This window comes from Pseudomonas sp. CFBP13528 (genome assembly GCF_005233615.1).
GTDB lineage: Bacteria > Pseudomonadota > Gammaproteobacteria > Pseudomonadales > Pseudomonadaceae > Aquipseudomonas > Aquipseudomonas fluorescens_AM.
In genome coordinates this window covers 88,132-112,691 of sequence record NZ_QGAJ01000009.1, presented here as the reverse complement: position 1 = coordinate 112,691, position 24,560 = coordinate 88,132, and the positions used below count along the sequence as shown (strand labels likewise).

The window sequence follows — 24,560 nt, the reverse complement described above, 5'->3', positions numbered from 1 at the left end:
GTCACCACGCCCGTTGTAGTCAGGCGGGTGCATTATGTCTTACTGCGTCTGCCCGCCGCAAAGTGTCTCTGCCAGCGTCAGGGATAATCGACTTCAGGCAACGCCGGGCTCCTGCCTATCAAGCGGCACTCTCACCCGAAACACCGTGCCCTGTTCCGTGTCGGAGCTGACCTCAATCGACCCACCATGGGAGGCGACGATTTCCGAGGCGATGAACAGCCCCAGGCCCAGGCCCTCCGTGGGGCCGTGGTTGATTGCGGTACGCTGGGAAAAACGGCCCATGGGGTTGAATATGAACGGGAGCGCATCCTCGGGTATCGCTTCACCGCTGTTGTGCACGGTGAATACCGCGAAATCCTCTTGTATGCCCAGCTCGACCTGGATAGGCCGTGTGGTGTCGCCATGCTGCACCGCGTTACTGATGATGTTTGAAAACACCTGCTCCATCCGCCCGCCGTCAAACTTGCCTGACACGCTTGTGTTCGCGTTGAACGTCACGATGGCTTCGGGATGAAACGCGCGAATTTCCTCGATCACCCGCTGACACAGCGGCGAGAGGTTTATATCGGCGGTTTTGACCGGGATGCCCGGCCCCATCTGGCAGCGTGTCAGGTCAAGCAGGTCGCCGACGATCTGGCTCGCTCGGCGCACGCTGGTGTAGACCTGATTGGCGATCTTGGTCGCCCGGGCTCCGGCGTCCTGGGAGCGTCGCAGCACGTCGGCACCCAGCAGGATTGCGCCGAGTGGGGTGCGCAGATCGTGGCCGAGGATGCCCAGGAACATATTGCGCGAGGCCTCGACCGCTCGTGAATAGCTGGCAATCGATTCGGCCAGGGCCTGGTCAATGGCCTCGTGGAATCGGGTCATGTCGTCGACGTTGATCGGTGTGCCGTCCTTGACCTGGCGCATCCACTGGCTGACCACACTGGTGCGCAGCGCGCGGTATTCCGAGACCATCTGATCGATCGTGAACCCGGCCATCAGCCGCGTCATTGCATGGGTTTCCGCCGCGGTTTCCTGATCATCCGCCGGGGCCAGGCCCTGGGCCTTGTCGATTTGCTCCTGGCGGGTCTGCTTGGTGCGCAGGTCGCTGACGATGGCCAGCAACATCTGCTCGGCATGATCGCGCAGCGCGACGCTGTCGAGTGCCTCGCCCGGGGTGTCGAGGGTTCTGGCAAAATCTTCCCAGGCCTGCAGAATCGGCTCGAGGTTTTCCAGAATGAAGTCGGGCAGGCGCATGTCTGTAATCCTGATGGGAGGCGGGCAGAAAAGCGAGGCTGCACAGATGAAGGGGCAATGCCCGGCAGTGTAGGAGGTTGTTCGTCGCTTTTAAAGCCCGGCCGCTAGCGTGAGGCCGCTGATCCCATCGGTGCACAGACAGCATTCATGGGGCTGACGCTACAGCCCCAATGTCAGCGACCGCAGCCTTTGTTCCACCACGCTGTCGAAATGGCTTGCCAGCTGCTCGCAGCGCTCCGGGGTGAGCCCTTCACAGCAGGTTATTCCCAACACAAAGCCCTGGGCCTTGGCACCGCCTTTGACGGCAAGAATCATCGACCCCGCCAGCTCGATCTCACGCAGAATTCTGTCAGCCTGTCGCTTTATAGGGCCGGGCAAGTCGTTCAAGGCTTCTTTCATGGCCGTTCTCCGCAGGCATTCACTACACACAAGGCAACAGAGGCACTGTCGGCCTCTTGAAAGCATCGACCGAAGGATGGTGCGAGAGTTTCGTCGTGCGCGATCGGGAGGCGATGATCTGCAGTGCAAAGCCAAACCTGCCCAACCTTTCAATGTTCTGTAGGAGCGCTCGAGCCCCGGCGAGGCTGCGATGGCGGTGGGTCAAGCGATGAAGAGGTCGACCTTGCGGCCGACCCACGACTGTTCGTACACCCTTGAATCAGGGATGAAACCTGCGCCCCAGCGCATCCAGGCGTACGGCGATCGGTGGCAGGCGTTCGCTGCTGCGGGCCAGGGTTTCCACGTCGTCGGCGGTGTTTTGCGCGATGTGCTGCACCGATTGCAGGCGCTCGACAATTTCCAGGTTCGCCGAGCTTTGCTCGCGGGTGGTGGTGACGATGCGGCCATTGAGTTGGTCGATATGCGCAATGTCTTCGCCCACTGCGCGCAGCATATCGACGGCCACTTGGCTGTCTTCCACGCAACGCTCCACACCCTGGCGGCTGTCGTGCATGGCTTCGACGGCCTGGCGGCTGCCTTGCTGCAAGCCTTCGATGATGGTCTTGATTTCCTGGGTGGAGAGGGCGGTGCGCTGGGCCAGGCTACGCACTTCGTCGGCGACCACGGCAAAGCCACGGCCTTGCTCGCCGGCGCGGGCGGCTTCGATGGCGGCATTGAGGGCAAGCAGGTTGGTCTGGTTGGCGATGCTGCTGATCACCTCCAGCACCGAACCGATTTGCTCCGCCTGCACGGCCAGCGATTGCACGGTCGATTGCGTGCCATTGATGCGCGAGGCCAGTTGCGTGATTTCATGCTGGGCGCGCCCCACGCTTTGCTGACCGCGTTCAATCTGCTGGCTGGCTTGGCCGGCGTGCTCCACGGCCTGTTCGACGTGCACAGTGATGTGGCCCGTGGCGTCTTCCATGCGCTGCATCGAGCCGGTCATTTCATTGATTTGCGCCAGTTGATGCCGCGCGCCTTGTTCCAGGGTGCCGCTGGCCGTGGCCAGTTCCTGGCCGAGTTGGCCCAGGCCATGGGAGTCGCGTGCGACGCCGTCGATCAGGTGAGTGAGTTGCTGCAGGAAATGGTCGAAGCGCTTGGCGAGGGACACATGCTCCTTGTCTTCACCCTTGGCCGTGTCTTCGGTGAACTGCGAGGTGACGGCGAGCATTTTTTCCAGCATTTCCTGACTTTCGACCGCTTCGGCGTGGCTATGCACGGCGAGGTAGAGCAGGGCGACGGTTTCCATCACCACATAGAAGGCGTGGACGAAGATCATCGTCCAGCCGCCATGATGCGCCATCACAAACACCGGCCAGCCTTGATGCTGCAGGGCATGGAACACCAGGTGATGCACGGCGATGGTCAGCGCCGCCACCAGGATCGGCAGCCAGTCACGGTAGAACGTCAATACCGCGAGCAGCGCGAAGATACCAAAGTGCGCTTCGATGACACCCTGCGCCTGGTTGATGTGCAAGGCGGCCATCACCATCAGGCCGGCACCGAGTGCGCAGCGCATCGCACGGGTGCCGCCAATGGCGCGATACAGCGCGGTCAGCACCACGCCGGTGCCGCCACCGACGATCACCGCCTGGGTGAAGGTGTCATGCCAGAACCCCAGGCCGAGGGAGAACAGGAACATCAGCCAGATCAACGCCAGCATGATGCGGTCGGCCTTGCGGTAGTGCTCCAGAAAGCGTGTGCGGAGGGGCATTGGCGTTTACTCCATGTGATTTAGCCAGGAATCAAGCACGCGGCGTGCCACGCGCGGAGCCGGTAAAGAGCCAGGCAGGTGCGGCGATAAGATCCGGCAAATCGGTTATCGGCACGTCGCAGGGAGACTTTAAGAACGGCTGCCCGGGCGGGCAGCCGAGGTTGCAATGACGATCAGAAGCTGTACTTGGCCGTCAGCATCATGTTGCGCGGGCTGCCGTAGGAGTCGCCGCCGTAGCTGACGTCCTCGGAGATGGACTGGTAGTAGTGCCGATCAAAGATATTGTTGGCGTTGAGCTGCAGATCCAGGTGCTGGTTGACCCGGTACCCGGCCATCAGGTCGGTGACGGCGTAGCCGCCTTGCTTGAGCCGATAGGTGCTGCCGTCCGCCAGCTGGATGTCGTTGTACATACGGCTCTGCCAGGAGACGTTGCCGCCCACCCGGAGTTTCTCCAGCGGGCCCTGGAAGTTGTAGCGGGTGGTGACCTTGAACAAGTGTTCCGGGGTGTCGGTATCGAACTGCTTGTTGACCTTCTGCGGATTGGCGTCGTCCCTGATAGTGTGGGTGCGCGCGTAGGTGTAGCCACCGCCGACCTGCCAGTTATCGGTCAAGGCGCCCTGCAGTTCGAAGTCGATGCCCTGACTGCGGATCTCCCCCGAGGCTTGATAGCAGGCCGCCTGCGGGCAGTCCGGCACAACGATCTGCACGGCACGGTTTTCCTGGTCGACACGGAACAGCGCCACGCTTGCATTCAGTGCGCCGCCCAGGTATTCGCCCTTGATGCCCACTTCATAGTTTTTGCCGACGATGGGCTTGAGCGGCGTCGCGCCGGTGCTCTTTTCTTTTTGCGGCGTGAAGATGTCGCTGTAGCTGGCATACACCGAGTGCTGGTCGTCCAGCTCGTAGATCAGGCCTGCGTAGCGGGTGAGGTTGCGGGTGACCTTATAGTCGCCGTCGCCATCGCGGTTGTCATAGTCGTACCAGTCCAGGCGCCCGCCGAGGATCAGCTTGAGCGGGTCGGCCAGGCTCAGGCGTGTGGTGACGTAGACACCGTCCTGGGTGGTGACGTCACGCTGGTTGGTGGTGCGGGTGAAGTTCGGCTTGCCGGCATTGATCGGCCAATCCAGACGGTACGGGCTGTAACCGTGGGTGGTCATGTCGTAGATGCGTTTGCTGGCGCCCACCACCAGCTCATGGGTGCGCCCGAACGCCTGGAACGGGCCGCTGGCAAAGGCGTCGAGCCCGGCCTGGTTCTCATCGAAGGCGGCCTGGTACACCGTGCGCGCCAAGGTATTTTCGACCCAGCGCGACTGGTAGGAGCCGGAGAACAGCGCGTTTTGTTCGGCGTAATTGGCATTGACCTGCAGTTTCCAGTCGTTGGCCAGTTGCTGGCGCAATTCGACGAAAACCGTGTTGATCTCCTGGTCCTTGTTCTCCCAGTCGGTGCCGGGATTGTAGGAACGCGACAGGCCAAGGTGATGGCCGTCCAGGCCGACCATCGACGAGCCCCAGAAGTAGTTGGTCTTGTCTTTCTGGTTGGAGTAGCCGAGGGTCAGGCTCGTGTCCTCGCTCAGGTCGGCTTCGGTCACGGCATAGAACAGACCATGATCCTGCTCGGCCTTGTCGATGAAACTGTTGGCGTCGCGGTAGGAGGTGACCACTCGGCCGCGCCAGGTGCCGCTGTCATTGAGGGGGCTGGAGGCGTCGAGTTCGCCACGGTAGTCGTCCCAACTGCCGGCGGCACCGGTCAGGGTGACTTTCTGCTCGTCCAGGGGCCGCTTGCGAATCAGGTTGATGGCCGCTGATGGGTTGCCGGCGCCGGTGACCAGCCCGGTAGCGCCGCGTACCACCTCGACGCGATCGAACATTGCCAGGTTCGGTTGAGCCCCTACGTCGACGCCGTTATAGCCACTGGGAATGCCGTCGTACATGAGGTTGTCGACGTTGAAACCGCGCGCAGTGTAGGCCTGCCGGCCGGGGCCGTTGGAGTAGTTGAGGAACAATCCCGGCGTGGCATTGACCACATCGTTGATGCTGGTCATCGCCTGGTCATCCATGCGCTGACGGGTAATCACGGTGACGGCCTGCGGCGTTTCGCGCAGGGTCAGCGGCAGCTTGGTCGCGGTGCTCATCGAACCGGTGGTGTACGACTGGCTGCCTTCGGTGGTTTCGCCAAGCTGTTGGCCGGAAACCTCTGTGGCGCCCAGTTCTATGGTGGCGGGCTGAGTGGCGACGTCGGCGGCGAAGGCCGCGTGGGAGGTGGTCAGACAGATGGCCATCGCTATCAAGCTGGGTGAAAACCCTTTATCGCCGTGGTGGTGCACAGACATGAATGTAACTCTCCCGGAATGCCGTCCGTGGCGAATAATAAGGCTGTTGATAATTATTCGCGGCAGTGTGGCAGATCAGGTCTGTGGGAAAAAGCCCAATGAATGAATCAGTTAACGAATTTTTCACACGTGGGGAGGGCCAGTGCGTTTTGCTGCCTGTGCCTGGATGAATACGATTTCGTAAGGCTCACGCATGCGCTCCAGCAACACCTGGGCGAGCATCGGCGCCAGGCCGATCGCGGGGTCCCCCGTGAGCTGGCTGGCATAGGCATGCAAGGCGTGGAGTTTGTGCGCGACGCTCCAAGTGTCCAGGCACAACTTGCGCGCACGCTGCCACGGCATCACCGAGCCTTCGCGTGCGGGCCAGTGCCAGGCCCACATTGGCAGTTCATACAATTGCGCGCCCACCCGATTGCATGCCTCGGCGCTGGCACGGCCGACGGCTTCGTGATCATCGTTGCCGTCATGGCGCCACGTGGTAAACACCACATCACCTGGCGTCAGGTATCGGGCGATGAACTGGCTTATCCGTTGCCCGTGGTTGGCCAGGGCGTTGTCGCAAAACCCGCCACGAATCCATTTCAGGCTGTGCAACGGCATACCCAGGCGGCGCAGGGCCTCGGCGCTTTCCTGGGGGCGAATCACACTCAAGCGACCGGCCGACCAGACCCGCGAGCCGGGGTGGCTGGCGCTGCCATCGGTGACGGAGATCAGTTTCAAGGGGTGTTGGCGCGTGCTGAGCATTTGCAGCAGGCCCCCGCAGATGAGCACTTCATCGCCCGGGTGCGGCGCGATCACCACCACGCGAGCACCCGGCGGTATGAGGCTGGACAAACTGATGACGGGGATCTGCGCCAACTGTGGCGCGCTGTTCCAGATTTGCGCGGGGCCGCGACGGCCCTCGCTTAACGAGGCAGTTCTCATGGGGAATTACATCCTTGTCGGTTGACGCTCTTGTGCTCACCCCACGCTCCGGCTGCGGTGAGTGCGCGGCGCTCCGATCCTGGAGCGCTGTGCGAGACGTTATGAGCATAGACAAGGACGAATGGGCGCAGCGTCGTATTTTTACGAAACCTGCAGCAGGCCCTTCAAGTAGTCACCAAAACCACCCTGGGCGCGGCAATCCAGGCGCGCGCTGGTGATCACCTGGGGCGAATGGCTCCAGGCGATGGACGCGCCGCAACGCTCCAGATTGCGCACCAATTGCACATCCTCATGGCAGGCCACTGGTTCAAAGCCACCCGCCTGTAAATACGCGCTGGCGCTGACGCCCAAGTTGGCGCCGTGGACATGCCGATGCCCGTCGCGGGCTTCGTAAGCCTGGTGATAGCGCATCTGCGCCGCCGCGTCGAAGCCCTCGCTCCAGGCGTCTACGGTCACGGTGCCACATACGGCGTCGCAGCCCAGCGCCAATTGCGCCACCAGCCAGTCCGGGGCAACGCGGCTGTCGGCGTCCGTACAAGCGATCCAGCGCGCGCCCTGATTCAGCAGATGCCGCGCCCCCGCACCGCGGGCATGCCCGACATTACGTGCCTGCACCGGCAGGCTGTGCACCCCGTGCGCTTGGGCAATCGTCGCACTGGCGTCGCTGCAACTGTCGAGGACGACCAGGATGTGCACCGCTTCACCCTGCAATCCCGGATGGTTGGCGGCGATTGACGCAGCGTTCAGGCATTCGCCCAATAACGCTTCTTCGTTATGCACCGGAATCAGGATGCCGATCATCGCAGGCCCTCAAGACGTGCCACCGAGGTGCCATCTCGGCCCCACAGGTCGAGCAGGAAATCGTCTTCATGGTGGCGTACCACCGCGTGCAGCCCCAGTCGTTGCTCAAGCAGCGCGTGCACCTGTTCGGCGGTCTGCGGGCACCCTTCGATGGGCGGTCGCCAATGGCAGGCCAGTAGTTGGCCGCCCTGCGCTAGGGCGGCGAGGCAGCGCTCGGCCAGGCGCTCAAGATCAGCGGCGTCCAGGTAGTAACAGAATTCGCTCAATACGATGAGCTCGAATTGCCCCGATGGCCACTGTTCGGGCAAACAGCGCTGCTCTATCTGCACGTTGGAAAACCCGGCCAGCCGCTTGCTGGCCAGCGCCACCGCAGCGCTCGCCGTATCGCAGCACAGCAAGCGATCACAACGCGCCGCCAGCTCGGCGCTCAACTCGCCATTGGCGCAGCCGGGTTCGAACACCGAGGTGTAGCGCGCCCGGGTCAGGATGGCCAGGGTCAATGCGCGTTTGCGTTGCTCGTACCAGCGTTGACGAAACGCCCACGGGTCGTCGTTGCCGGCGAACATCCGGTCGAAATAAGGGGTCGTCACGCTCACACGAACACCACTTCAAAAGGTTGCAGCAAACGCTCCACTATATAGGGCGCCAATACAGGCGGCAGACCGGCCTGCGGGTCGCCCTCCAGCTGGCTGGCGAAGGCGTGGATGGCATGGCGTTTGCGCGCCACCCTTTCGGGCGTCAAAGGGATCTTGCGCGCACGGTCCCAAGGCACCATGCCATCTTCAGCGGTCGCCCAGTGCCAGGTCCACACAGGCAGTTCGTACAACGTAGCGCCCACTGCCTGGGCGGCTTTCGCGCTGGCGCGGCCGACGGCCTCATGGTCGCAATGCCCGTCTTCACGCCAGGTGGCGAACACCACATCGTCGGGCTTGAGGTAGCGCTGGATGAAAGCGGCGAGCTCTTCTTCACGCTCGGCAACTTTACTGTCGGTAAACCCGGCGCGCAGCCACTTCAAACTGTGCAGCGGCAAGCCCAGGCGGTGCAACGCCTGGGCCGATTCCTGGGGCCGTACCACGCTCAGACGTTGCACCGGCCACCGTTTGGAGCCCGGATGGCTGGCGCTGCCGTCGGTGACCGAGATCAGTTGAATGGGCCGGCCCAGTTCGGCCAGACCTTGCAGCAAACCGCCGCAGCCGAGCACTTCATCGTCCGGATGCGGCGCAATGATGACTGCGCGCCGCCCCTCGGGCACCAGTTGTTCAACGCTGATATGCGGCAATTCAGCCAGGCGCGACGAAGTTTGCCAGTAATGCAGTGACGTACCCTGGCCGACAATCGGGTTGGGTTTCATAACTGCCACCTCCCTGACGGTTCGCCGGCGACCTGTTCGCCCAGGGCGGCCAGGTCGCGTTCGGCGTGACTTTGACGCACATACACCGGCAAGTCCGCCATCAATTGGGCGAAGTGCGGGTCCTTGCAGTAAGGCCCCGCACCGACGGCACGCCCGACATGATGGATCACCTGCTCGACGGTTTCCTCGACGCACGCGCGCACCTGCTGGGCCAGTAGCCGGGCATCGGCGGTCGGTGCCTGGTCGACCTGCTCGGCACTGGCGCGCAGCACGCAGGCCGCGCTGTTGAGTGCGCTGTCCACCGCGCCGAGGTGGGCCAGGGCATGGGGCTCAGGGTGCTTGCCGCACTGCTCGCGCAACACTTCGGCCAGGCGCTGCGCCGCGCCATACCAGCACGCCGCAATGCCGATGCCGCCGTGCCAGAAGCCCGGGCGGGCCAGGTAGTCGCCTGGCCCGCCAACCGCAAGCCCCGGGGCCTCATCGAAGACGATCTCGACACTGCCAGTAGCCGCCATGCCTACCGCATCCCAGCCTTCATCCGTCACCGTGACGCCGGGCTGGTCCATCGCCACGGCAACCAGTTGCTGGCGATCTTCTTCATCCCACGCGGTCAACAACCCGTGCGAGACAACGGAGGCCCCTGAGCACCAGGCTTTACGCCCGTCGACAATCAGCCGTTGGCCATCGCGCCGCACGCGCGCCCTGGCGCTCGGCGGCTCGGCGGCCCACATCCCCCAGATGCTGCCCAACGGCGGCAGCGGGCTGTCGAGCTCGGCAATGATCGCCAGGGCGTCGGTGTGGCCCTCGAACAGCTTGCACAAGCGCAGGTCATGTCCGGCGACCTGCGCCAGCCCGCTGTAGCGCTCCAGCGTCTGGCCGCTGCCGGGCAAGGGCAGTTGGTCCAGGCCTTCTTCCTGAAGGTCCCTTAAGGCATTACCCAGGGCTTGCGTATTCGCATAGCCCCGGTAGCCGGAAAGGAATCCGTGCAACGCCATTTCACACCTCGTCGTCGTGATGCAGCTCAAACAGAAGCAGCGAGCGGCCGGTTGCAGCGTACTCGTGCTCAAACTCAAAACGCTCCTGGCCACGGACTGCCGGGTCATTGGTATCGAGCAGGCAATTCCAGTACTCGCCCTGGGGCACCGGTGGCAGGCGGAAATTGACCATGTCGTGATGGGCGTTGACCACCAGCAGCAACGTCGCGTCGGCGCCGGCACGTCGAATCCCGGTCTCCTGGGCGCGACCATCCATCAGCATGCCCAGGCAACGACCATGGCTGTCTTCCCACTGCTCGGTGGTCATTTCATTGCCATCCGGGGCCAGCCAGGTGACGTCTTTTACGCCGATATCTTCGTTATAGTCGCCGACCAGGAAGCGCCCACGGCGCAGGATCGGGTACGCCAGGCGCAACTTGATCAGGCGCTTGACGAACTTGAGCAGCGCCTTGCCGTCGTCGTCCAGTTCCCAGTTGACCCAACCGATCTCACTGTCCTGGCAATAAGCATTGTTGTTGCCATGCTGGGTGCGGGCGAATTCATCGCCGGCCACGATCATCGGCGTGCCTTGGGCCAGCAGCAGGGTGGCGAAGAAGTTGCGCATCTGGCGCAGACGCAACGCGTTGATTTCCGGATCTTCGGTAGGGCCTTCGACACCATGGTTCCACGACAGGTTGTTATTGCTGCCGTCCTGGTTGTTCTCGTCGTTGGCTTCGTTGTGCTTGTCGTTGTAGGACACCAGGTCATGCAGGGTGAACCCGTCATGGGCGGTGATGAAGTTCACCGAGCTGTAAGGTCGGCGCCCACGGTGGTTGAACATTTCGCCCGAGGCGGTCATGCGCCCGGCGAAGTCCGCCAACTGGCCGTCATCGCCTTTCCAGAAGGCGCGCACGGTGTCGCGGAAACGGTCGTTCCATTCCGCCCAGCCCGGTGGGAAATTGCCCACCTGATAGCCGCCCGGTCCGCAGTCCCAGGGTTCGGCGATGAGTTTGAGCTGACGCAGGATAGGGTCCTGGCGGCACGCCACGAGGAAGCTGTGACGTTCGTCAAAGCCGTCGCGATAGCGTCCGAGGATGGTCGCCAGGTCAAAGCGGAAACCATCAACGTGCATCTCGGTCGCCCAGTAACGCAGGGAGTCGGTGACCATCTGCAGTACGCACGGGTGACTCAGGTCCAGGGTGTTGCCCGTGCCGGAATCATTGATGTAGAAGCGCTTTTCGTCGGGCATCAGGCGGTAGTACGAGGCGTTGTCGATGCCGCGCATGGACAGGGTAGGGCCGCGCTCGTTGCCTTCGGCGGTGTGGTTGTAGACCACGTCGAGGATCACCTCGAGCTTCTGCTCATGCAGGTGCGCGACCATCTCCTTGAACTCGGCGATCTTGCCGCTGGCCAGGTAGCGCGGGTCGGGCGCAAAAAACGCAATGCTGTTGTAGCCCCAGTAGTTGGTCATGCCTTTTTCCAGCAGATGCTGGTCGTTGACGAAGGCATGGACGGGCAACAGCTCGACCGAAGACACCCCCAACTGACGGATATGCTTGAGCACGTCGTCTTCCATCAGCCCGGCGCAGGTGCCGCGTACGGATTCGCCGACCGAAGGATGACGCATGCTGATGCCGCGCAGGTGGGTTTCATAGATGATCGTGCGGTCCCATGGCACGCGCACCGGCTGGTCATTGCCCCAGGTGTGCGCCGGGTCGATGACCTTGCACTTGGGCACGAACGGCGCGCTGTCGCGCTCGTCGAAGCTGAGGTCGTCGTCGGGGTGGCCGATGGTGTAGCCAAACAGCGCTTCAGACCATTTGAGTTCGCCCACCAGTTGCTTGGCGTAGGGGTCGATCAGCAATTTGTTGTGGTTGAAGCGATGGCCGTTTTCCGGGTCGTAAGGGCCATACACACGGTAGCCGTAAATCAGCCCGGGATGGGCGTCGGGCAGGTAGCCGTGGAAGATTTCATCGGTGTACTCGGGCAGCTCGATGCGCTCCAGTTCCACTTCGCCGGCATCGTCGAACAGACACAGCTCGACCTTGGTGGCGTTGGCTGAAAACAGCGCAAAGTTGACGCCCAGGCCGTCCCAGGTGGCGCCGAGGGGGAAGGGCAAACCTTCACGAATCCGCGACGGCTCATGGTCCGGCGTGGTTGAGGCTTTATCGGGTTTGCTCATGGTGTTGCTCCTGCAAGGATTCTTTTTTCGGGCCGAACGCGGCCGTACTGACAGTTATTCAGCGTATGACGTAGACAGTTGAGAGCCCCCTGACGGCAATGCGGTCAGGAGGCGTGGCGATCGATGAGCTTAGGGCTTGGGTTTCTTTGGTGCCGCGGGCTTCTTCGGCGCAGGTTTGGCAGCGGCGGGCGCCGCCGGCTTGGCTTTGGCCGCAGGCTTGGGCGCGGTCTTGGGCTTGGCGGCCGGCTTGGGCTTGCTTGGCGTCAATGCCTCGGCTTCGGCCAGCTTGCGTGCCATTTCCCAGTGACGCGCATCTTCACCGTGGGGCTTGCCTTCGGACTCCCAGATCTGGTGTGCCAGTTCGCGGATGCGTTTGTCTTCATTACTCATCACACACTCCTCAGAAAATGTTCAGCTTTCTTGAATATCGGCATTGATAAAGACATTGACCGGGAAATCCCCCAGGGCAGCGCTGATCAACAGCTCCTTGTCTGGTGTGACTGCGCTTGTCTGAAAAAGTCCCTTCCAGTTTTGAGTTGTGGCGGCGAACGGTAATTTCACCCGCGTATCGCCCCAAACCTGGGCAGGAATCAGGGGCAGCAGCGCATTTTCGAGCAGGCGCCGGGGCCAGCGAGGCACCACCACCAACACGTGTTTGCCGTGAAGTTCGCGGCAGAACGCAACGACATGATCGGCCAGTGGGCCAACCACCTCCAGAGCGGTGTAGGCGCCGTCGCTGAACAGCTCGACGTTAGCCTTGCGCAAGGCGAGTACTTGCCCGATCACCGCCTGCTTGATACGCCCGTCGCGCCAGCTGGACAGCAGTTCACCGATGTCCGCCGGGTTTTCCAGGGCACGTTGCCGCGCCTGGAAATCCACCGGGCGCCGGTTGTCCGGGTCGACCAGGCTGAAGTCCCAGTACTCATCGCCCTGGTACACGTCCGGCACACCCGGCACGCTCAGATGAAGCAAGGTCTGCGCCAGCCCGTTCAAGGCGCCGGCGGGAGCGATGGCCTGGGCTGCGCCGGCAAGAGCGTCGCGCAACGGCTTGCCGGTTTCACTGAGCAATACACGCTGCACAAAGGTCTCGACGCCGCGCTCGTATGCCTCGTTCGGCGCGCTCCAGCTGCTTTGCAGCTTGGCTTCGCGCAGCGCTTTCTGTTGCCACTGCCAGAGGCGTTGCTGATAGGCCTCAAGGTCAGGGTTCGGCTCCAGCGGCCAACTGCCGAGCAGCACTTGATAAAGGATCAGCTCGTCGCCCGCCGAGGGGCTGTCTGGCGTCTCGCGCAACGGCGCGGCCAGGCTGCGCCAGTGTTCGACCTGCTCGGCATACCAGGGCGCGCATTCGCTCAACACCGCCAGGCGCGCGCGGGTGTCTTCGCCACGTTTATGGTCGTGGGTGGCGGTGGCCAGCAAGTTATGGGGGAAGCTCTTCAGACGCTGCTGATTCACTGCATGAAAATCGGTCAACGGTGCGTTGAACTGCTCGGTGCTGAAACCCACGTCGTTACGCGACAGCAACACCGCCGAACGATAGAACGCCGTGTCTTCCACGGCCTTGGCTGCGGCAGGTGAGGTCAGTTGCTGGAAGCGCACGCAGGCATGCTTGAGCATCTTGCGCGCACGGCCCAGCGGGCGATTGCGCCACGGTTGCCCACCCAGCCATTGTTCCAGGTGATCGAGTACCGGCCAGTCGCCCTCGTTCAGGGTGCTGCGTGCGCCCTCCATGGCCTGCTGGAAGATCTTGTCGTCAGCCGCGCTGCGCCCGCGAGCGCTGATGTAGGTGCGGTACACCGGAAAATGCACGATCAGTTCCTGTAACGCGCGGCGGATCGCGCCCAGGGTCAGGTCGCGGGTCATTACGTCGTCACGGGCCACTTGCAACAGCGCCTGGGCCACACTCTCGAAATCGCCGCCCAACGAACCGTTGAGGATTTGCTGGCGGGCCAGCCGCGCCTCTTCGATAAACGCCGACGGCCGTTCGCTGTGGCGCGACCATAACTCGGCGAGCGGCGCGAAACCGTCCGGGTGATGCTGCATCAATGACAGCTGGTTCATGAATTCGTAGCCGGTAGTGCCGTCCACTTGCCAGTCTTCGCGCAGGGTCTCGCCTTCACCGAGGATTTTTTCCACGAAGATCGGCAAATGCCGCTGCGGCGACAGCGCATCCACCCGGCGCCGCAGCTTGCGGCAGTAACCACGCGGGTCGGCCAGCCCGTCGATATGGTCGATGCGCAGGCCATCGATCAGGCCTGCGCTGATCAACTCGAAAATCTTCCCGTGAGTGGCCTCGAACACCGCCGTGCGCTCGACGCGCAGGCCACCCAGTTCGTTGACGTCGAAGAAGCGCCGCCAGTTGATGTCGTCCGCCGCCGTGCGCCAACTGGCGAGGCGGTAGCTCTGTTCTTCCAGCAACTGATGCAGGCGGGCGAAACCCTCAGGCGTGCGCCCGTCGAACGCGGCGAGGCGCTGTTCGATGGCGGGCAATACCTCGCCGGCCCGCTCGGCCAGTGCCTGTTTCAGCCAGCCGGCTTCGGCGTAGGCGTCGTCCTGATACGCCAGGGCGGCGAAGCGCTCGGCCAGCGGCTTGAGCGGTTCGTCGTTGCCCAGGATCAGTGCGTAGTCCCGTGGACAGATCGGGAAACGATGTTCGTAGTGCTCAACGTAAAAGGCGCCGTGCGCCGCCTCGAACTTCAGCACCAGGCCGCCGCTCTGTAACGCTTCGCCGTAATCGCTGCCCAGGAACGGCATCAGCAGTTGGCCCTTGAGCAGCGGGTCGGGTGAGTGCCATTGAATGTCGAAGAATTCGCTGTAGGGGCTCAAGCGTCCCCATTCCAGCAGGTCCAGCCACCAGGGGTTGTCGGCGCCGCCCACGGCCATATGGTTGGAGACGATGTCGAGGATCAGGCCCATGTCGTGTTCGCGCAACGCGGCAACCAAGCGCTGCAACGCCGCTTCACCACCCAGTTCCGGGTTGACACAGGTGGGGTCGACCACGTCATAGCCATGCATCGAACCAGCCCGCGCCTTGAGCAGGGGCGAGGCATACAGGTGACTGATGCCCAGTCGGGCGAAATACGGCACCAACGGCACCGCATCATCCAGGGTGAAGCCTTTATGAAATTGCAGACGCTGAGTGGCGCGCAGGGGCAGTGCTTTCATCGGTCACGCTCATAGGCTTGGTTGCGCGCGACGGCCAGCAGCTCGAGGCGGCGCGCGGCGCCGGCATTGTCGAGCAGGCTGGACGCTTCACCGGGCAGGCGGCGGCGCCAGTTGGGGTGGGTGTCGGTGGTGCCGGGCAGGTTGGGTTGTTCTTCCATGCCCAGGGCATCCTCCAGGGGCAGCAGCACCAGCGGCGCACGGGTGTGGCCGAGGTAGCGCACGCTGGCATCGATCATGTGGTCGGTGTCGTTGCGGATCTCATCGACAAAGTTCTGCGGGTCCTGGCTCAAGGCCTGGCGCAATGCCTGGCGTTCGCGCAGACGGTGTTCGCTCCATTGATCCACGGTCGGCGCGTCGATCAGGCCCAGTTCGATATTCCATTCGATGTCACGGCTGTGCCACCAGCCGTTGAGCGTCGGCAAGTCGTGAGTGCTGGTGGTGGCCAGGGCGTTGTCGGGCCAGTCGAGGATCGGCCTGAACTGGCCTTCATGGTTTTGCTCGAACAGCAATACACGCATGCCCAGAATTGCCCGGCTGCTGAGTTTTTCACGCAGGCCGTCGGGCACGGTGCCGAGGTCCTCTCCGAGGACAATGGCCTGGTGACGATGGGATTCGAGGGCCAACAGCCGCAGCATGTCGTCCACCGGGTAATACAGGTAGGCGCCTTCGCGCGGTGAAGCCCCGTTGGGGATGACCCACAGGCGTTGCAGGCCCATCACATGGTCGATTCGCAGGCCGCCCGCGTGCGCGAAGTTAGCCCGCAGCATTTCAATAAAGGCACGGAAACCGTGGCGTTTGAGCCCCTCGGGGGAAAACGCGGAAATGCCCCAACCCTGGCCTGCACGGTTGAGAATGTCCGGTGGCGCGCCGACGGTGAGGTCGGCGAGCAATTCGTCCTGGCGACTCCATGCCTGGCTGCCACCGCCGTCCGCACCCACCGCCAGGTCGGCGATCAGGCCGATACCCATGCCGCTGCCACGCGCGGCCTGTTGTGCGCGCTGCAAACTGCGGGCGATCAACCACTGGGTGAAAGCGAAATAGCCGATTTCATCACGGTGCTCCTCGGCAAACTGCGCCAGCGCCGGGCTCTGCGGCGTACGCCAGTCTTGCGGCCAGTGACGCCAGTCGAGGTCTTCCCCGGCGGCGGCGCGCAATGCCTGCACCGCTTCGAAACGGCAGTGGTTTTCCAGGGCTTCGCCGCCAGCCTGACGGAAGCTCTGGAAATCGGCATGTTGCGGGTGGTGGCCGTGGCGGAAGTCGTCATACAGGGCGCGCAGCAGGCGCTGCTTGGCTTTGGCGGCGGCGGGCCAGTCGATCAGCGTGAGCTGTTCCAGGTCGTGCAGTTCATCGGCCAGGCCTGTGGCCTCGATGGCATTGCGCACTTCACGTTCACCCAGGATGCACCCGGGCGAGGCATACAAGCTGTTGAGAAACAGCCGGCTGGAAGGCGAGTAGGGGCTGTAGCGCTCGGCATCGGCGCTGAACATCGCATGCATCGGGCTGATCGCCACGGCGTCGGCCCCGCGTTCGGCGGCCGAACGGGCCAGGTGCTCCAGGGCCAGGGTGTCGCCGAACCCCCCGTCGCCGAGGCGGCGCAGCGAGTAGAGCTGAGCGCTGAGGCCCCAGGCGCGGGCGGGGTCATTTTGCACCGCTTCGGCCACGCTGTAGCACTGGGCGGGGGCGACGGCGAGGGTGAACGTCTGGCCGTCGATATGCGCCTGATGGTAGCCAAGGGCGATCACGCCGGGCAGCACGGCATCACCATCCAGACGCAGCTCCAGGCTTTCGCCATCTTCCAACTGCACGCGGCACGGCGTGTCCGGGGCAAAGAAACGCGCCAGGTCCAGGCCTTCGCCGCTGTCGACGGTGATCAGCGGGGGCAGATGCTTATCCTGCTGTACGTGTTCCAACGACTGCAGGCTGGCCTCGATTTCGGCCTCGGTATCGGCCGGGTGACCCAGCCCCTTGAGCACGGCGCGCAGGGCGTCGGGTTTCACATGTTGTGGGCGACCATTGGCATCGATCCAATCGACGGCCAGGCCCGCGCGGCTGGCGAGTATTTCCAGGTTCGCTTCACTCAAGACTGTTCTCCAGCAGGGAATAGGGACACGCGTGCGCTGAAGGGCGGCAACTGCGCCGCCGCAGGGTCGGCAGGCGTTTGAAAAATCACGTGGGGCGAAGCCGGCTGATCGACGGGCTCGGTGCTCAGGTTCAGATCGATTTGCAACACGCTGCCATTGCCCAGGCGCCAGCGCGCGCTAACGGCACTGTCAGCCAGCACCTGCGCGCCGAGGGCCGCGCTGCCAGGCAGATGAGGCACTACGTATTGATGGCGCAGGCTCAATAAATGTCGATAGAGCTGGGCATGCTCGTTTTCCACCAGGGTTGGCCTGGATTGCAGGAAGGTCGTCAAGGCGTTGGGATCGGGGATGCGTTCGCGCTGCTCAGGGTCATGAAACGCGGCGAAATCGGCAAACTCGTTGCGTCGACCTTCACGTACAGCCTCTGCCAGTTCCCCGTGATGGTCGGTGAAGAACAGGAAAGACTCGCCAGCATTGACCTCATCGCCCATGAACATCAGCGGGATCATCGGCGACAACAGCAACAGCGCGGTCGCCGCCTTCAACGCCTGGGGCGGGCACAGCTGGTGCAGGCGTTCGCCCAGGGCCCGATTGCCGATCTGGTCGTGGTTCTGTAAAAACGCCACGAACGCGGTCGGAGGCAATTCGCCGCTCGGTTCGCCGCGTGCATGGCCGTGGCGGGTGGTCTGGCCCTGATAGATAAAGCCTTCACCCAGGCAGCGCGCCAATTTGGCCGTGGGCTGCTCGGCGAAGTCGCTGTAGTAGGCGTCGGTTTCGCCGGTGAGCAGCACGTGCAGCACGTTGTGGAAGTCATCGTTCCATTGTGCGTCGAAATCATGCTTGAGCAGGCCGGCCTGGTTCAGCTCGTTTTCCAGCATCAGCCATACGTGGCGCCCGGTGTCGACTTGCTGGCGTACTCGCTGCGCCAGCTCCTGGAGGAAGCCGGGGTTGTCGATGGCGTGCACTGCGTCCAGCCGCAGGCCGTCGAAGCGGTATTCCAGCAGCCACATCAGGGCGTTATCGAGGAAGAAATCCCGCACTTCACGGCGTTCGAAATCAATCCCCGCGCCCCAGGGTGTGTGCACGTCTTCCTGGAAAAAGCCCTTGGCGTACTGGCCCAGGTAGTTGCCATCGGGACCGAAGTGGTTGTAGACCACGTCAAGAATCACCGCCAGGCCGTGCTCGTGGGCGCTGTCGATCAGGTGCTTGAGTTGTTCGGGGGAGCCGTAGGTTGCTTGCGGGGCGTAGGGCAGTACACCGTCGTAGCCCCAGTTGCGCTCACCGGGGAACTGCGCGAGGGGCATCAATTCGATGGCGGTCACGCCCAGCTCGGCCAGGCGCGGCAGCTGCTTCTCGACTTCGGCGTAACCGCCCATCGCGCCGACGTGCAGTTCGTAGATCACCGCCTCATGCCAGGGGCGCCCCTGCCAGTGGGTGTGCCGCCATTGATAGGCGAGCGGGTCGACCACGCGGCTCCAACCGTGCACATCCAGGGCCTGGGCCCTGGACGCGGGGTCGGGAACTTCGCGTTCCCCGTCGATATTGAAGCGATAGAGCGTCCCGGCGGGGCAGGCTATTTCGACTTCAAACCAGCCATCTGCCTGGGGCAGCATGGCGATGGATTTTCCTTCTTGCAATTCAACGCTGACATAAAACGCGTCTGGCGCCCACAAGGCGAAACGCGTGTGTTGCGCGTCCAGCATCAGTGCGCCGTGGGGCCAGGTTTCCAAAGTCCGTAACGGCATCTATGAAGACCTCTCTTGATTATTTAGTCGATTTCCCCAGTGCTTTAACCACCAGTTGTTCGTACAGCTCGGCGTAGGGTTCCACCGCCTGCGACCAGTTGAACGGTTGGGTCATGGCGCGGCTGCGCATGGCGTTGAGCAGGCCGGGGAAGGAGAACACTTTGAACGCGCGCTCCAGCGCGGCCTTGTAGCTGTCGACGGTGGATTCGTTGAACAGAAAACCGGTTACGCCGTCTTCAATGGTGTCGGCCAGGCCACCGGTATTGCGCGCCACCGGCAACGAGCCGAAACGCTGCGCATACATCTGGCTCAGGCCGCAGGGCTCATAACGCGAAGGCATCAACAGGAAGTCGCTGCCGGCGAACATGCGGCGGGCGTCGGTTTCGTTGAAGCCGATGCGCACGCCGACCTGGCCCGGGAAGCGCAGCGCCAGTTCACGCATGGCGTGTTCCTCTTCCGGCTCGCCGCGCCCGATGATCGCGATCTGGCCACCGTTTTCGACAATGAAGCTGGCGACTGCCTCGGTCAGGTCCAGGCCTTTCTGGTAGACCAGTCGCGAAACCACGGCAAACAAAGGGCCGGTGGAATCGTGCAGGCCGAACAGTTCGCGCACGTGGGCGGCGTTGATGGCCTTGCCTTCCCAGTCACCGATATTGAAGTTGTGGGTCAGGTGGGTGTCGGTGGAGGTTTCCCAGCTTTCGTCGATCCCGTTGGGAATGCCGCTGAGCAGGCCCTGCTGGGTCTTGCTGGCGAGGAAGCCGTCCAGGCCGCAGCCGAATTCCGGCGTGGTGATTTCCTGGGCGTAGGTGGCGCTGACCGTGGTGATATGGCTGGAATAAGCCATGCCGGCCTTGAGAAACGACATCTTGCCGTAGAACTCCATGCCTTCCTGTTGCAGCGCATGGGGCGGAATGCCCAGTTCCGGGGTGCAACCCAGGCTTACCACGCCTTGGTAGGCGAGGTTATGAATAGTGAACAGGGTCGGGGTGCGTGAACCACGCCAGTGCATATACGCCGGGGCCAGACCAGCGGGCCAGTCGTGGGCGTGCACCAGGTCCGGGCACCAGTGGATCTGTGCCAGGTTGGCGGCCATGTCGGCGGCGGCCAGGCCCAGACGGGCGAAGCGGATGTGATTGTCCGGCCAGTCGCGGCCATTGTTGGCGCCGTAGGGTGTACCTTCGCGCTCGTACAGCTCGGGACAGATCAGCACATAGATGACCAGGCCGTCCTTGAGGTCCATGCGCCCGATCTTGCACGGCGGCAGCGCAGCGTGGCCACCCAGTTCGCCAATGATGTGAATCGGGTTGTCGCTTTCCATCACTTGCGGGTAACCGGGAATCAGCACACGCACATCGTGCAAGTGAGCCATGGCGCGGGGCAGGGCCGCCGACACATCGCCCAGGCCGCCGGTTTTCACCAGGTCGGCAAACTCGGACGTGACAAACAGCACCTTCTTTCGGTTGGGGTTATGACTGGACACCGGCCGCACCGTGTTGAGGTCGACGACCAAAGGGGTCGACCCGCCAACTGGCTGACTAACACGCTCTCCCTGAATACTTGCTGCGGCACTGATCATAATTCTCTCCAACGTGTTGGTTAGCTAGTGGCCCGCTGCCATTAGCTCGATGACCGCTTCCTGCGGCCAAGCGCACAAGCGCACGACAATCTGGCAAGGCGTATGCCAGTTGCTCGGATAACTAAAAAGATTGGATGGACGGGCATGTAGCGTGAATCGCGGAGTGCTCGCCTTGCCTTAAAACTTGACCAGGGGCCGAGTTGAAAAGTTTAGTTTTTTTGCGGGGTTTTTGTTTTGGAAGGGACCCATCGGTCCTGAGTCTAGGCCAGATCCCGGAGCCTGTCGGGTTTAAAGGCATTTTTGTAGGACAAAAAACGTTTAACCTTATGCCGGCGGACGCCCGGATCCAAATGTGGGAGGGGGCTTGCCCCCGATAGCGAAGAGTATTGACTGGCACACTTCCATCGGGGCATAGGTATCTACACAACTCTGTAGCGCCCAACCGTAACCACGATGCGAAGCGAGTCGCTCTTGATCTCGATCTGCTTTTGATCTTGATCTCAGGCGCCCCGTTAAACCACGCTGGCCGAACGCAGGCTTGAATTCGTGGGTAACCCGGCAGGACGCCGGGTTAGCCGCCCCGCGCCATGGATGGCGCGTGGCGGCGGCCCACGGATTCAAGCCTGCGTTCGGGCACACCGAGCCTAGGCGAGGTGCCGAGTGGTGGGGCAAGAGCCTTTTTGGTTACTTTTGGGGCTCTTTTCCAAAAGTGACCCGCTGTAAAAGCGGAACCCATAGCAGCCGTTACCGCAGAAACGGATATGTATTCGTTCCAATCCAACATCCTGGTCGGCCCAGAGGCCGCCATCGGGGGCAAGCCCCCTCCCACATTTGGACCTCGGAGCGTCAGGTAGATACGCGTTAGCCCCTCGCCACAGGTGCGGTGTCGCACCAAAATTGTGTAGATACTTATGGCTATCGGGAGCAAGCCCCCTCCCACACAAATCAACAGCGTATGCCAACATTGTGCACTTGGGCATTGTCATTCAATACATGCACTTTATTGGTGCGTCACCCGAGCACCCGAATGGGCGCGCCGTTCGCCCAGGCTTGAATATCTTCGATCATCTGCTGGTAGAACTGCCGGTAGTTTTGCTCGCTGACGTAACCGACATGGGGCGTGGCCAGTACGTTGGGCAGAGAGCGGAAGGGATGCTCAAGGGGAAGTGGCTCCTGGCTATAGACGTCCAGCGCCGCGCCGGCCAGACGCCCGTTGCTCAGCGCATCCACCAGTGCCTGTTCATCCACAATCGGTCCACGCGCCGTGTTCACCAGGTGCGCGCCGGGTTTCATCCAGCCCAGTGCCTGCGCGTCGACCAGCCCGCGGCTGCGTTCGCTGAGGACCAGGTGAATGGTGAGAATGTCAGCCTGCTCGAACAGCTCGCGCTTGCTGACCCAAGTCACCCCCGACTCGGCGGCCCGTTGCGGGGTGAGGTTTTCGCTCCAGGCAATCACGCGCATGCCGAATACCTGGGCGAATTGTGCGACTTTCTGCCCGATGCTGCCCAGCCCCAGGATGCCCAGCGTCTTGCCATGCAGGTCGCCGCCCAGGCCGACCTGCCACCCGCCGGCGCGCAGGGCGTTGGCTTCGGCCAGCAGGTTGCGCGTCGAGGCCATGATCAGGGCCCAGGTCAGCTCCGGCGCAGCCTGCTTATAGCTGTCGGTACCGCACACCTGGATCCCCAACGCCTGGGCGGCGGACAGGTCGATGGCGGCGTTGCGCATGCCACCGGTCACCAGCAACTTGAGCCTGGGCAGGCCTTGCAGCAGGGCCTGGTCGAAAGGCGAACGTTCGCGCATGACGCAAATCACGTCGAACCTCTGCAAGCGTTCGACCATCGTGACGGTGTCGGCGGGGTAGTCGTGGACAAAGTGCACCTGGCCCAGGGGATCGAGTACCGACCAATCCACCACGCCACTGGCCACTTGCTGCCAATCATCAATCACGGCGATCTGTAGCGACATGCACGCGTCCCCAAAGGATTAAAGGGCGTTCAAACCCTGCAACAGCGCGGTATGAAACTGCGCCGGTTCTTCCATCTGCGGCGCATGGCCCAGGCCGGGAAACTCCACCAGGGTGGCATGGGGAATCAGCTTGGTCACCTGCTTGCCCAACACTTGATAATCGCCGATCCGCGCCTTCACCGCCGGCGGCGCCAGGTCCTTGCCGATGGCGGTGGTGTCGCTGGTGCCGATCAGCAGCAGGGTGGGCACTTGCACGTTCTTGAACTCGTAGTACACCGGCTGGGTGAAGATCATGTCGTAAATCAACGCCGAGTTCCAGGCCACTCGGGTATTCCCCGGGCCCTGGTTCAGGCCGGCGAGCATGTCCACCCAGCGCTCGTATTCGGGCTTCCAGCGCCCCCCGTAATACGTGTCGCGCTCGTATTTGCGTACGCCGTCGGCGCTCAGTTTCAGCTCGCGTTGATACCACTGGTCAACGCTCTGGTGGGGTACGCCCAGGGCCTTCCAGTCTTCCAGGCCGATGGGATTGACCAGGGCGAGTTGTTCGGTCTGTGCCGGGTACATCAAGGCATAGCGCGTGGCCAGCATGCCGCCGGTGGAGTGACCGAGCAGCGTGGCTTTTTGAATGCCGAGCTTTTCCAGCAACTGGTGAGTGTTGAGCGCCAGTTGCTGGAAGCTGTACTGGTAATGCTCGGGCTTGCTGGAGGTGCAAAAGCCGATCTGGTCCGGCGCGATCACGCGGTAACCGGCGTCGCTCAGGGCTTTGATCGATGCCTCCCAGGTGGCGCCGCAGAAGTTCTTGCCGTGCATCAGCACCACGCTGCGCCCGTTGGCTTTACCGTTGGCCGGGACATCCATATAGCCCATTTGCAGGCTTTCACCCTGGGACTCGAAGTTGAAGCGTTCAACCGGATAGGGGTACTGGAAACCCTGGAGTTCAGGGCCGTAGGTGGCGGCAAACGCCGGCGCGGCGCTGGCCGTGAGCAGGCCGGCGATGCACAGGTCACGGATGGAAGGCATGGTCATAAGCTCCGGGAAAGATGTTCCGGATGCTGTTTGGGGAAGATTAACGGGGGATTAACACCCAGTGCAGGGTGATTGCGGCAAGCACGCCGTAGCGCAGCGCCTTGGCCAGGGTGACCAGCAGCAGGAACCGCCAGAGCGGTTCGCGCATGACACCGGCCACCAGGGTCAGCGGGTCGCCAATGATCGGCACCCAACTGAGCAGCAGCGTCCAATGCCCCCAGCGCGCGTAGTGGCTGCGCGCCTTGTCCAGTTGCCGTGCGCTGACCGGAAACCAGCGCCGCGCCTTGAAGCGCTCCACCGAACGCCCCAGCAGCCAGTTGACCAGCGAACCCAGCACATTGCCCAGCGTGGCGATGCCCAACAGCAGCCAGAGGTTGTAATGCCCGCTGAGCAGCAGCCCGACGAGCACGGCCTCCGACTGCAGGGGCAGCAACGTCGCCGCGCCAAAGGCGGCGACGAACAGCCCAAGGTACGCCATCAACATCGGGCTGGGGCTCGTTGCAAAGAGAATTTCATGGGGGTCTCAGTGAAGGCGCGACAAGGGGCCCGGCATTTTCCCTGAATCGGGTCAGTTAAGCGATAGAGCGGTCTATGGCTGAATTTTCCAGGCGATGCTTGAGGCGGTCCAGCGCAACGCCCGAGAGTGCGATCATGCGTTCATGCAAGGTCGCCAGTTGCAGCTCGGTCTCATAGGTCAATACGCGCTTGAACAGCGTGCCGCCCTGATGCGCGTGCAGCACATACTCAATGCAGCCATCGACCGCCAGCGAGGTGAACACGGTCTTGAACTCGTTGGGGCACCGGGCGACTTGCACGCGGTAGCTCAGCGCAAGGCGGATGCCCAGCAGGTCGATGATTTCGGTAAAACGCGCGCCGGCCGGCAGCGAACCGCAGGTGCCGGTGTCGGCGCTGAGGGAGGAGGGGTGCCATTCGTGCCAGCGGTCGGGCTGGGTCACGTAGTCATAGACGGTCTCGACTGCCGCCAGGATGAAGCGTTCCTGACTGATCCGCTTCAGGCGCACTGGCTGCTCGGTCGCATGCATGACACACCT

19 protein-coding genes are annotated in these 24,560 nt (G+C 62.8%); all 19 read right to left on the bottom strand.

Going from position 1 to position 24,560, the window contains the following annotated elements:
- Window positions 1–93 precede the first annotated feature (93 nt).
- Window positions 94–1,239, bottom strand: coding sequence for a sensor histidine kinase (locus PspCFBP13528_RS17700; protein ID WP_137200985.1), 1,146 nt, complete (start codon window positions 1,237–1,239; stop codon window positions 94–96).
- 159 nt (window positions 1,240–1,398) lie between these two features.
- Window positions 1,399–1,638 carry a hypothetical protein gene (locus tag PspCFBP13528_RS17695; protein ID WP_065952603.1) on the bottom strand — a complete coding sequence of 80 codons (240 nt, stop codon included), beginning with the start codon at window positions 1,636–1,638 and terminating at the stop codon, window positions 1,399–1,401.
- A 259-nt stretch (window positions 1,639–1,897) separates the two neighbouring features.
- Complete coding sequence (locus tag PspCFBP13528_RS17690; RefSeq protein ID WP_065952604.1) at window positions 1,898–3,391, bottom strand: methyl-accepting chemotaxis protein; 1,494 nt, start codon at window positions 3,389–3,391, stop codon at window positions 1,898–1,900.
- 173 nt (window positions 3,392–3,564) lie between these two features.
- A complete protein-coding gene (locus PspCFBP13528_RS17685) occupies window positions 3,565–5,721 on the bottom strand; it encodes a TonB-dependent siderophore receptor (RefSeq protein WP_137200983.1) in 2,157 nt (718 codons plus the stop codon).
- Between the two features lie 123 nt (window positions 5,722–5,844).
- Entirely contained in the window at window positions 5,845–6,645 is an 801-nt protein-coding gene (locus PspCFBP13528_RS17680) for a PIG-L family deacetylase (RefSeq protein ID WP_065952606.1), read from the bottom strand.
- A gap of 141 nt (window positions 6,646–6,786) precedes the next feature.
- Window positions 6,787–7,446: a glycosyltransferase family A protein gene (locus PspCFBP13528_RS17675; RefSeq protein WP_065952607.1), complete on the bottom strand. Its 660-nt coding sequence runs from the start codon at window positions 7,444–7,446 to the stop codon at window positions 6,787–6,789.
- Window positions 7,443–8,042, bottom strand: coding sequence for an SAM-dependent methyltransferase (locus PspCFBP13528_RS17670; protein ID WP_137200981.1), 600 nt, complete (start codon window positions 8,040–8,042; stop codon window positions 7,443–7,445). The genes PspCFBP13528_RS17675 and PspCFBP13528_RS17670 overlap by 4 nt, the downstream gene beginning before the upstream one ends.
- Entirely contained in the window at window positions 8,039–8,797 is a 759-nt protein-coding gene (locus PspCFBP13528_RS17665; protein WP_101220903.1) for a PIG-L family deacetylase, read from the bottom strand. The genes PspCFBP13528_RS17670 and PspCFBP13528_RS17665 overlap by 4 nt, the downstream gene beginning before the upstream one ends.
- Entirely contained in the window at window positions 8,794–9,792 is a 999-nt protein-coding gene (locus PspCFBP13528_RS17660; protein WP_101220904.1) for an acyl-CoA dehydrogenase family protein, read from the bottom strand. The genes PspCFBP13528_RS17665 and PspCFBP13528_RS17660 overlap by 4 nt, the downstream gene beginning before the upstream one ends.
- A 1-nt stretch (window position 9,793) precedes the next feature.
- The gene (glgX, locus tag PspCFBP13528_RS17655) at window positions 9,794–11,953 is read right to left on the bottom strand and encodes a glycogen debranching protein GlgX (RefSeq protein ID WP_065952611.1); all 2,160 of its coding nucleotides are present in this window, start codon (window positions 11,951–11,953) and stop codon (window positions 9,794–9,796) included.
- A gap of 129 nt (window positions 11,954–12,082) precedes the next feature.
- The gene (locus PspCFBP13528_RS17650; protein WP_101220905.1) at window positions 12,083–12,343 is read right to left on the bottom strand and encodes a DUF2934 domain-containing protein; all 261 of its coding nucleotides are present in this window, start codon (window positions 12,341–12,343) and stop codon (window positions 12,083–12,085) included.
- 21 nt (window positions 12,344–12,364) lie between these two features.
- Window positions 12,365–15,115: a malto-oligosyltrehalose synthase gene (locus tag PspCFBP13528_RS17645; RefSeq protein ID WP_137200979.1), complete on the bottom strand. Its 2,751-nt coding sequence runs from the start codon at window positions 15,113–15,115 to the stop codon at window positions 12,365–12,367.
- Window positions 15,112–17,196 (bottom strand): 4-alpha-glucanotransferase, encoded by a 2,085-nt coding sequence (gene malQ / locus PspCFBP13528_RS17640; protein ID WP_137200977.1) that lies wholly within the window; start codon window positions 17,194–17,196, stop codon window positions 15,112–15,114. The genes PspCFBP13528_RS17645 and malQ overlap by 4 nt, the downstream gene beginning before the upstream one ends.
- Entirely contained in the window at window positions 17,193–18,941 is a 1,749-nt protein-coding gene (gene treZ, locus PspCFBP13528_RS17635; protein ID WP_137200975.1) for a malto-oligosyltrehalose trehalohydrolase, read from the bottom strand. The genes malQ and treZ overlap by 4 nt, the downstream gene beginning before the upstream one ends.
- A 19-nt stretch (window positions 18,942–18,960) precedes the next feature.
- Complete coding sequence (glgA, locus tag PspCFBP13528_RS17630) at window positions 18,961–20,517, bottom strand: glycogen synthase GlgA (protein WP_065952616.1); 1,557 nt, start codon at window positions 20,515–20,517, stop codon at window positions 18,961–18,963.
- 1,011 nt (window positions 20,518–21,528) lie between these two features.
- Window positions 21,529–22,482, bottom strand: a complete 954-nt coding sequence (locus PspCFBP13528_RS17615) for a D-2-hydroxyacid dehydrogenase family protein (protein WP_137200970.1) — start codon at window positions 22,480–22,482, stop codon at window positions 21,529–21,531.
- 18 nt (window positions 22,483–22,500) lie between these two features.
- The gene (locus PspCFBP13528_RS17610) at window positions 22,501–23,502 is read right to left on the bottom strand and encodes an alpha/beta hydrolase (protein WP_137200969.1); all 1,002 of its coding nucleotides are present in this window, start codon (window positions 23,500–23,502) and stop codon (window positions 22,501–22,503) included.
- Between the two features lie 46 nt (window positions 23,503–23,548).
- A complete protein-coding gene (locus PspCFBP13528_RS17605; RefSeq protein WP_065952619.1) occupies window positions 23,549–23,992 on the bottom strand; it encodes a YqaA family protein in 444 nt (147 codons plus the stop codon).
- An 88-nt stretch (window positions 23,993–24,080) separates the two neighbouring features.
- Entirely contained in the window at window positions 24,081–24,551 is a 471-nt protein-coding gene (locus tag PspCFBP13528_RS17600; RefSeq protein WP_101221293.1) for an SRPBCC family protein, read from the bottom strand.
- Window positions 24,552–24,560: the final 9 nt, after the last annotated feature.

Coding starts and splice junctions, on each gene's coding strand:
- glgA (WP_065952616.1), bottom strand. CDS start 20,517: ATGATCAGTGCCGCAGCAAGTATTCAGGGAGAGCGTGTTAGTCAGCCA.
- PspCFBP13528_RS17600 (WP_101221293.1), bottom strand. CDS start 24,551: ATGCATGCGACCGAGCAGCCAGTGCGCCTGAAGCGGATCAGTCAGGAA.
- PspCFBP13528_RS17695 (WP_065952603.1), bottom strand. CDS start 1,638: ATGAAAGAAGCCTTGAACGACTTGCCCGGCCCTATAAAGCGACAGGCT.
- PspCFBP13528_RS17680 (WP_065952606.1), bottom strand. CDS start 6,645: ATGAGAACTGCCTCGTTAAGCGAGGGCCGTCGCGGCCCCGCGCAAATC.
- glgX (WP_065952611.1), bottom strand. CDS start 11,953: ATGAGCAAACCCGATAAAGCCTCAACCACGCCGGACCATGAGCCGTCG.
- PspCFBP13528_RS17645 (WP_137200979.1), bottom strand. CDS start 15,115: ATGAAAGCACTGCCCCTGCGCGCCACTCAGCGTCTGCAATTTCATAAA.
- PspCFBP13528_RS17685 (WP_137200983.1), bottom strand. CDS start 5,721: ATGTCTGTGCACCACCACGGCGATAAAGGGTTTTCACCCAGCTTGATA.
- PspCFBP13528_RS17665 (WP_101220903.1), bottom strand. CDS start 8,797: ATGAAACCCAACCCGATTGTCGGCCAGGGTACGTCACTGCATTACTGG.
- PspCFBP13528_RS17650 (WP_101220905.1), bottom strand. CDS start 12,343: ATGAGTAATGAAGACAAACGCATCCGCGAACTGGCACACCAGATCTGG.
- PspCFBP13528_RS17605 (WP_065952619.1), bottom strand. CDS start 23,992: ATGTTGATGGCGTACCTTGGGCTGTTCGTCGCCGCCTTTGGCGCGGCG.
- PspCFBP13528_RS17615 (WP_137200970.1), bottom strand. CDS start 22,482: ATGTCGCTACAGATCGCCGTGATTGATGATTGGCAGCAAGTGGCCAGT.
- PspCFBP13528_RS17700 (WP_137200985.1), bottom strand. CDS start 1,239: ATGCGCCTGCCCGACTTCATTCTGGAAAACCTCGAGCCGATTCTGCAG.
- PspCFBP13528_RS17660 (WP_101220904.1), bottom strand. CDS start 9,792: ATGGCGTTGCACGGATTCCTTTCCGGCTACCGGGGCTATGCGAATACG.
- PspCFBP13528_RS17690 (WP_065952604.1), bottom strand. CDS start 3,391: ATGCCCCTCCGCACACGCTTTCTGGAGCACTACCGCAAGGCCGACCGC.
- treZ (WP_137200975.1), bottom strand. CDS start 18,941: ATGCCGTTACGGACTTTGGAAACCTGGCCCCACGGCGCACTGATGCTG.
- PspCFBP13528_RS17610 (WP_137200969.1), bottom strand. CDS start 23,502: ATGCCTTCCATCCGTGACCTGTGCATCGCCGGCCTGCTCACGGCCAGC.
- PspCFBP13528_RS17675 (WP_065952607.1), bottom strand. CDS start 7,446: ATGATCGGCATCCTGATTCCGGTGCATAACGAAGAAGCGTTATTGGGC.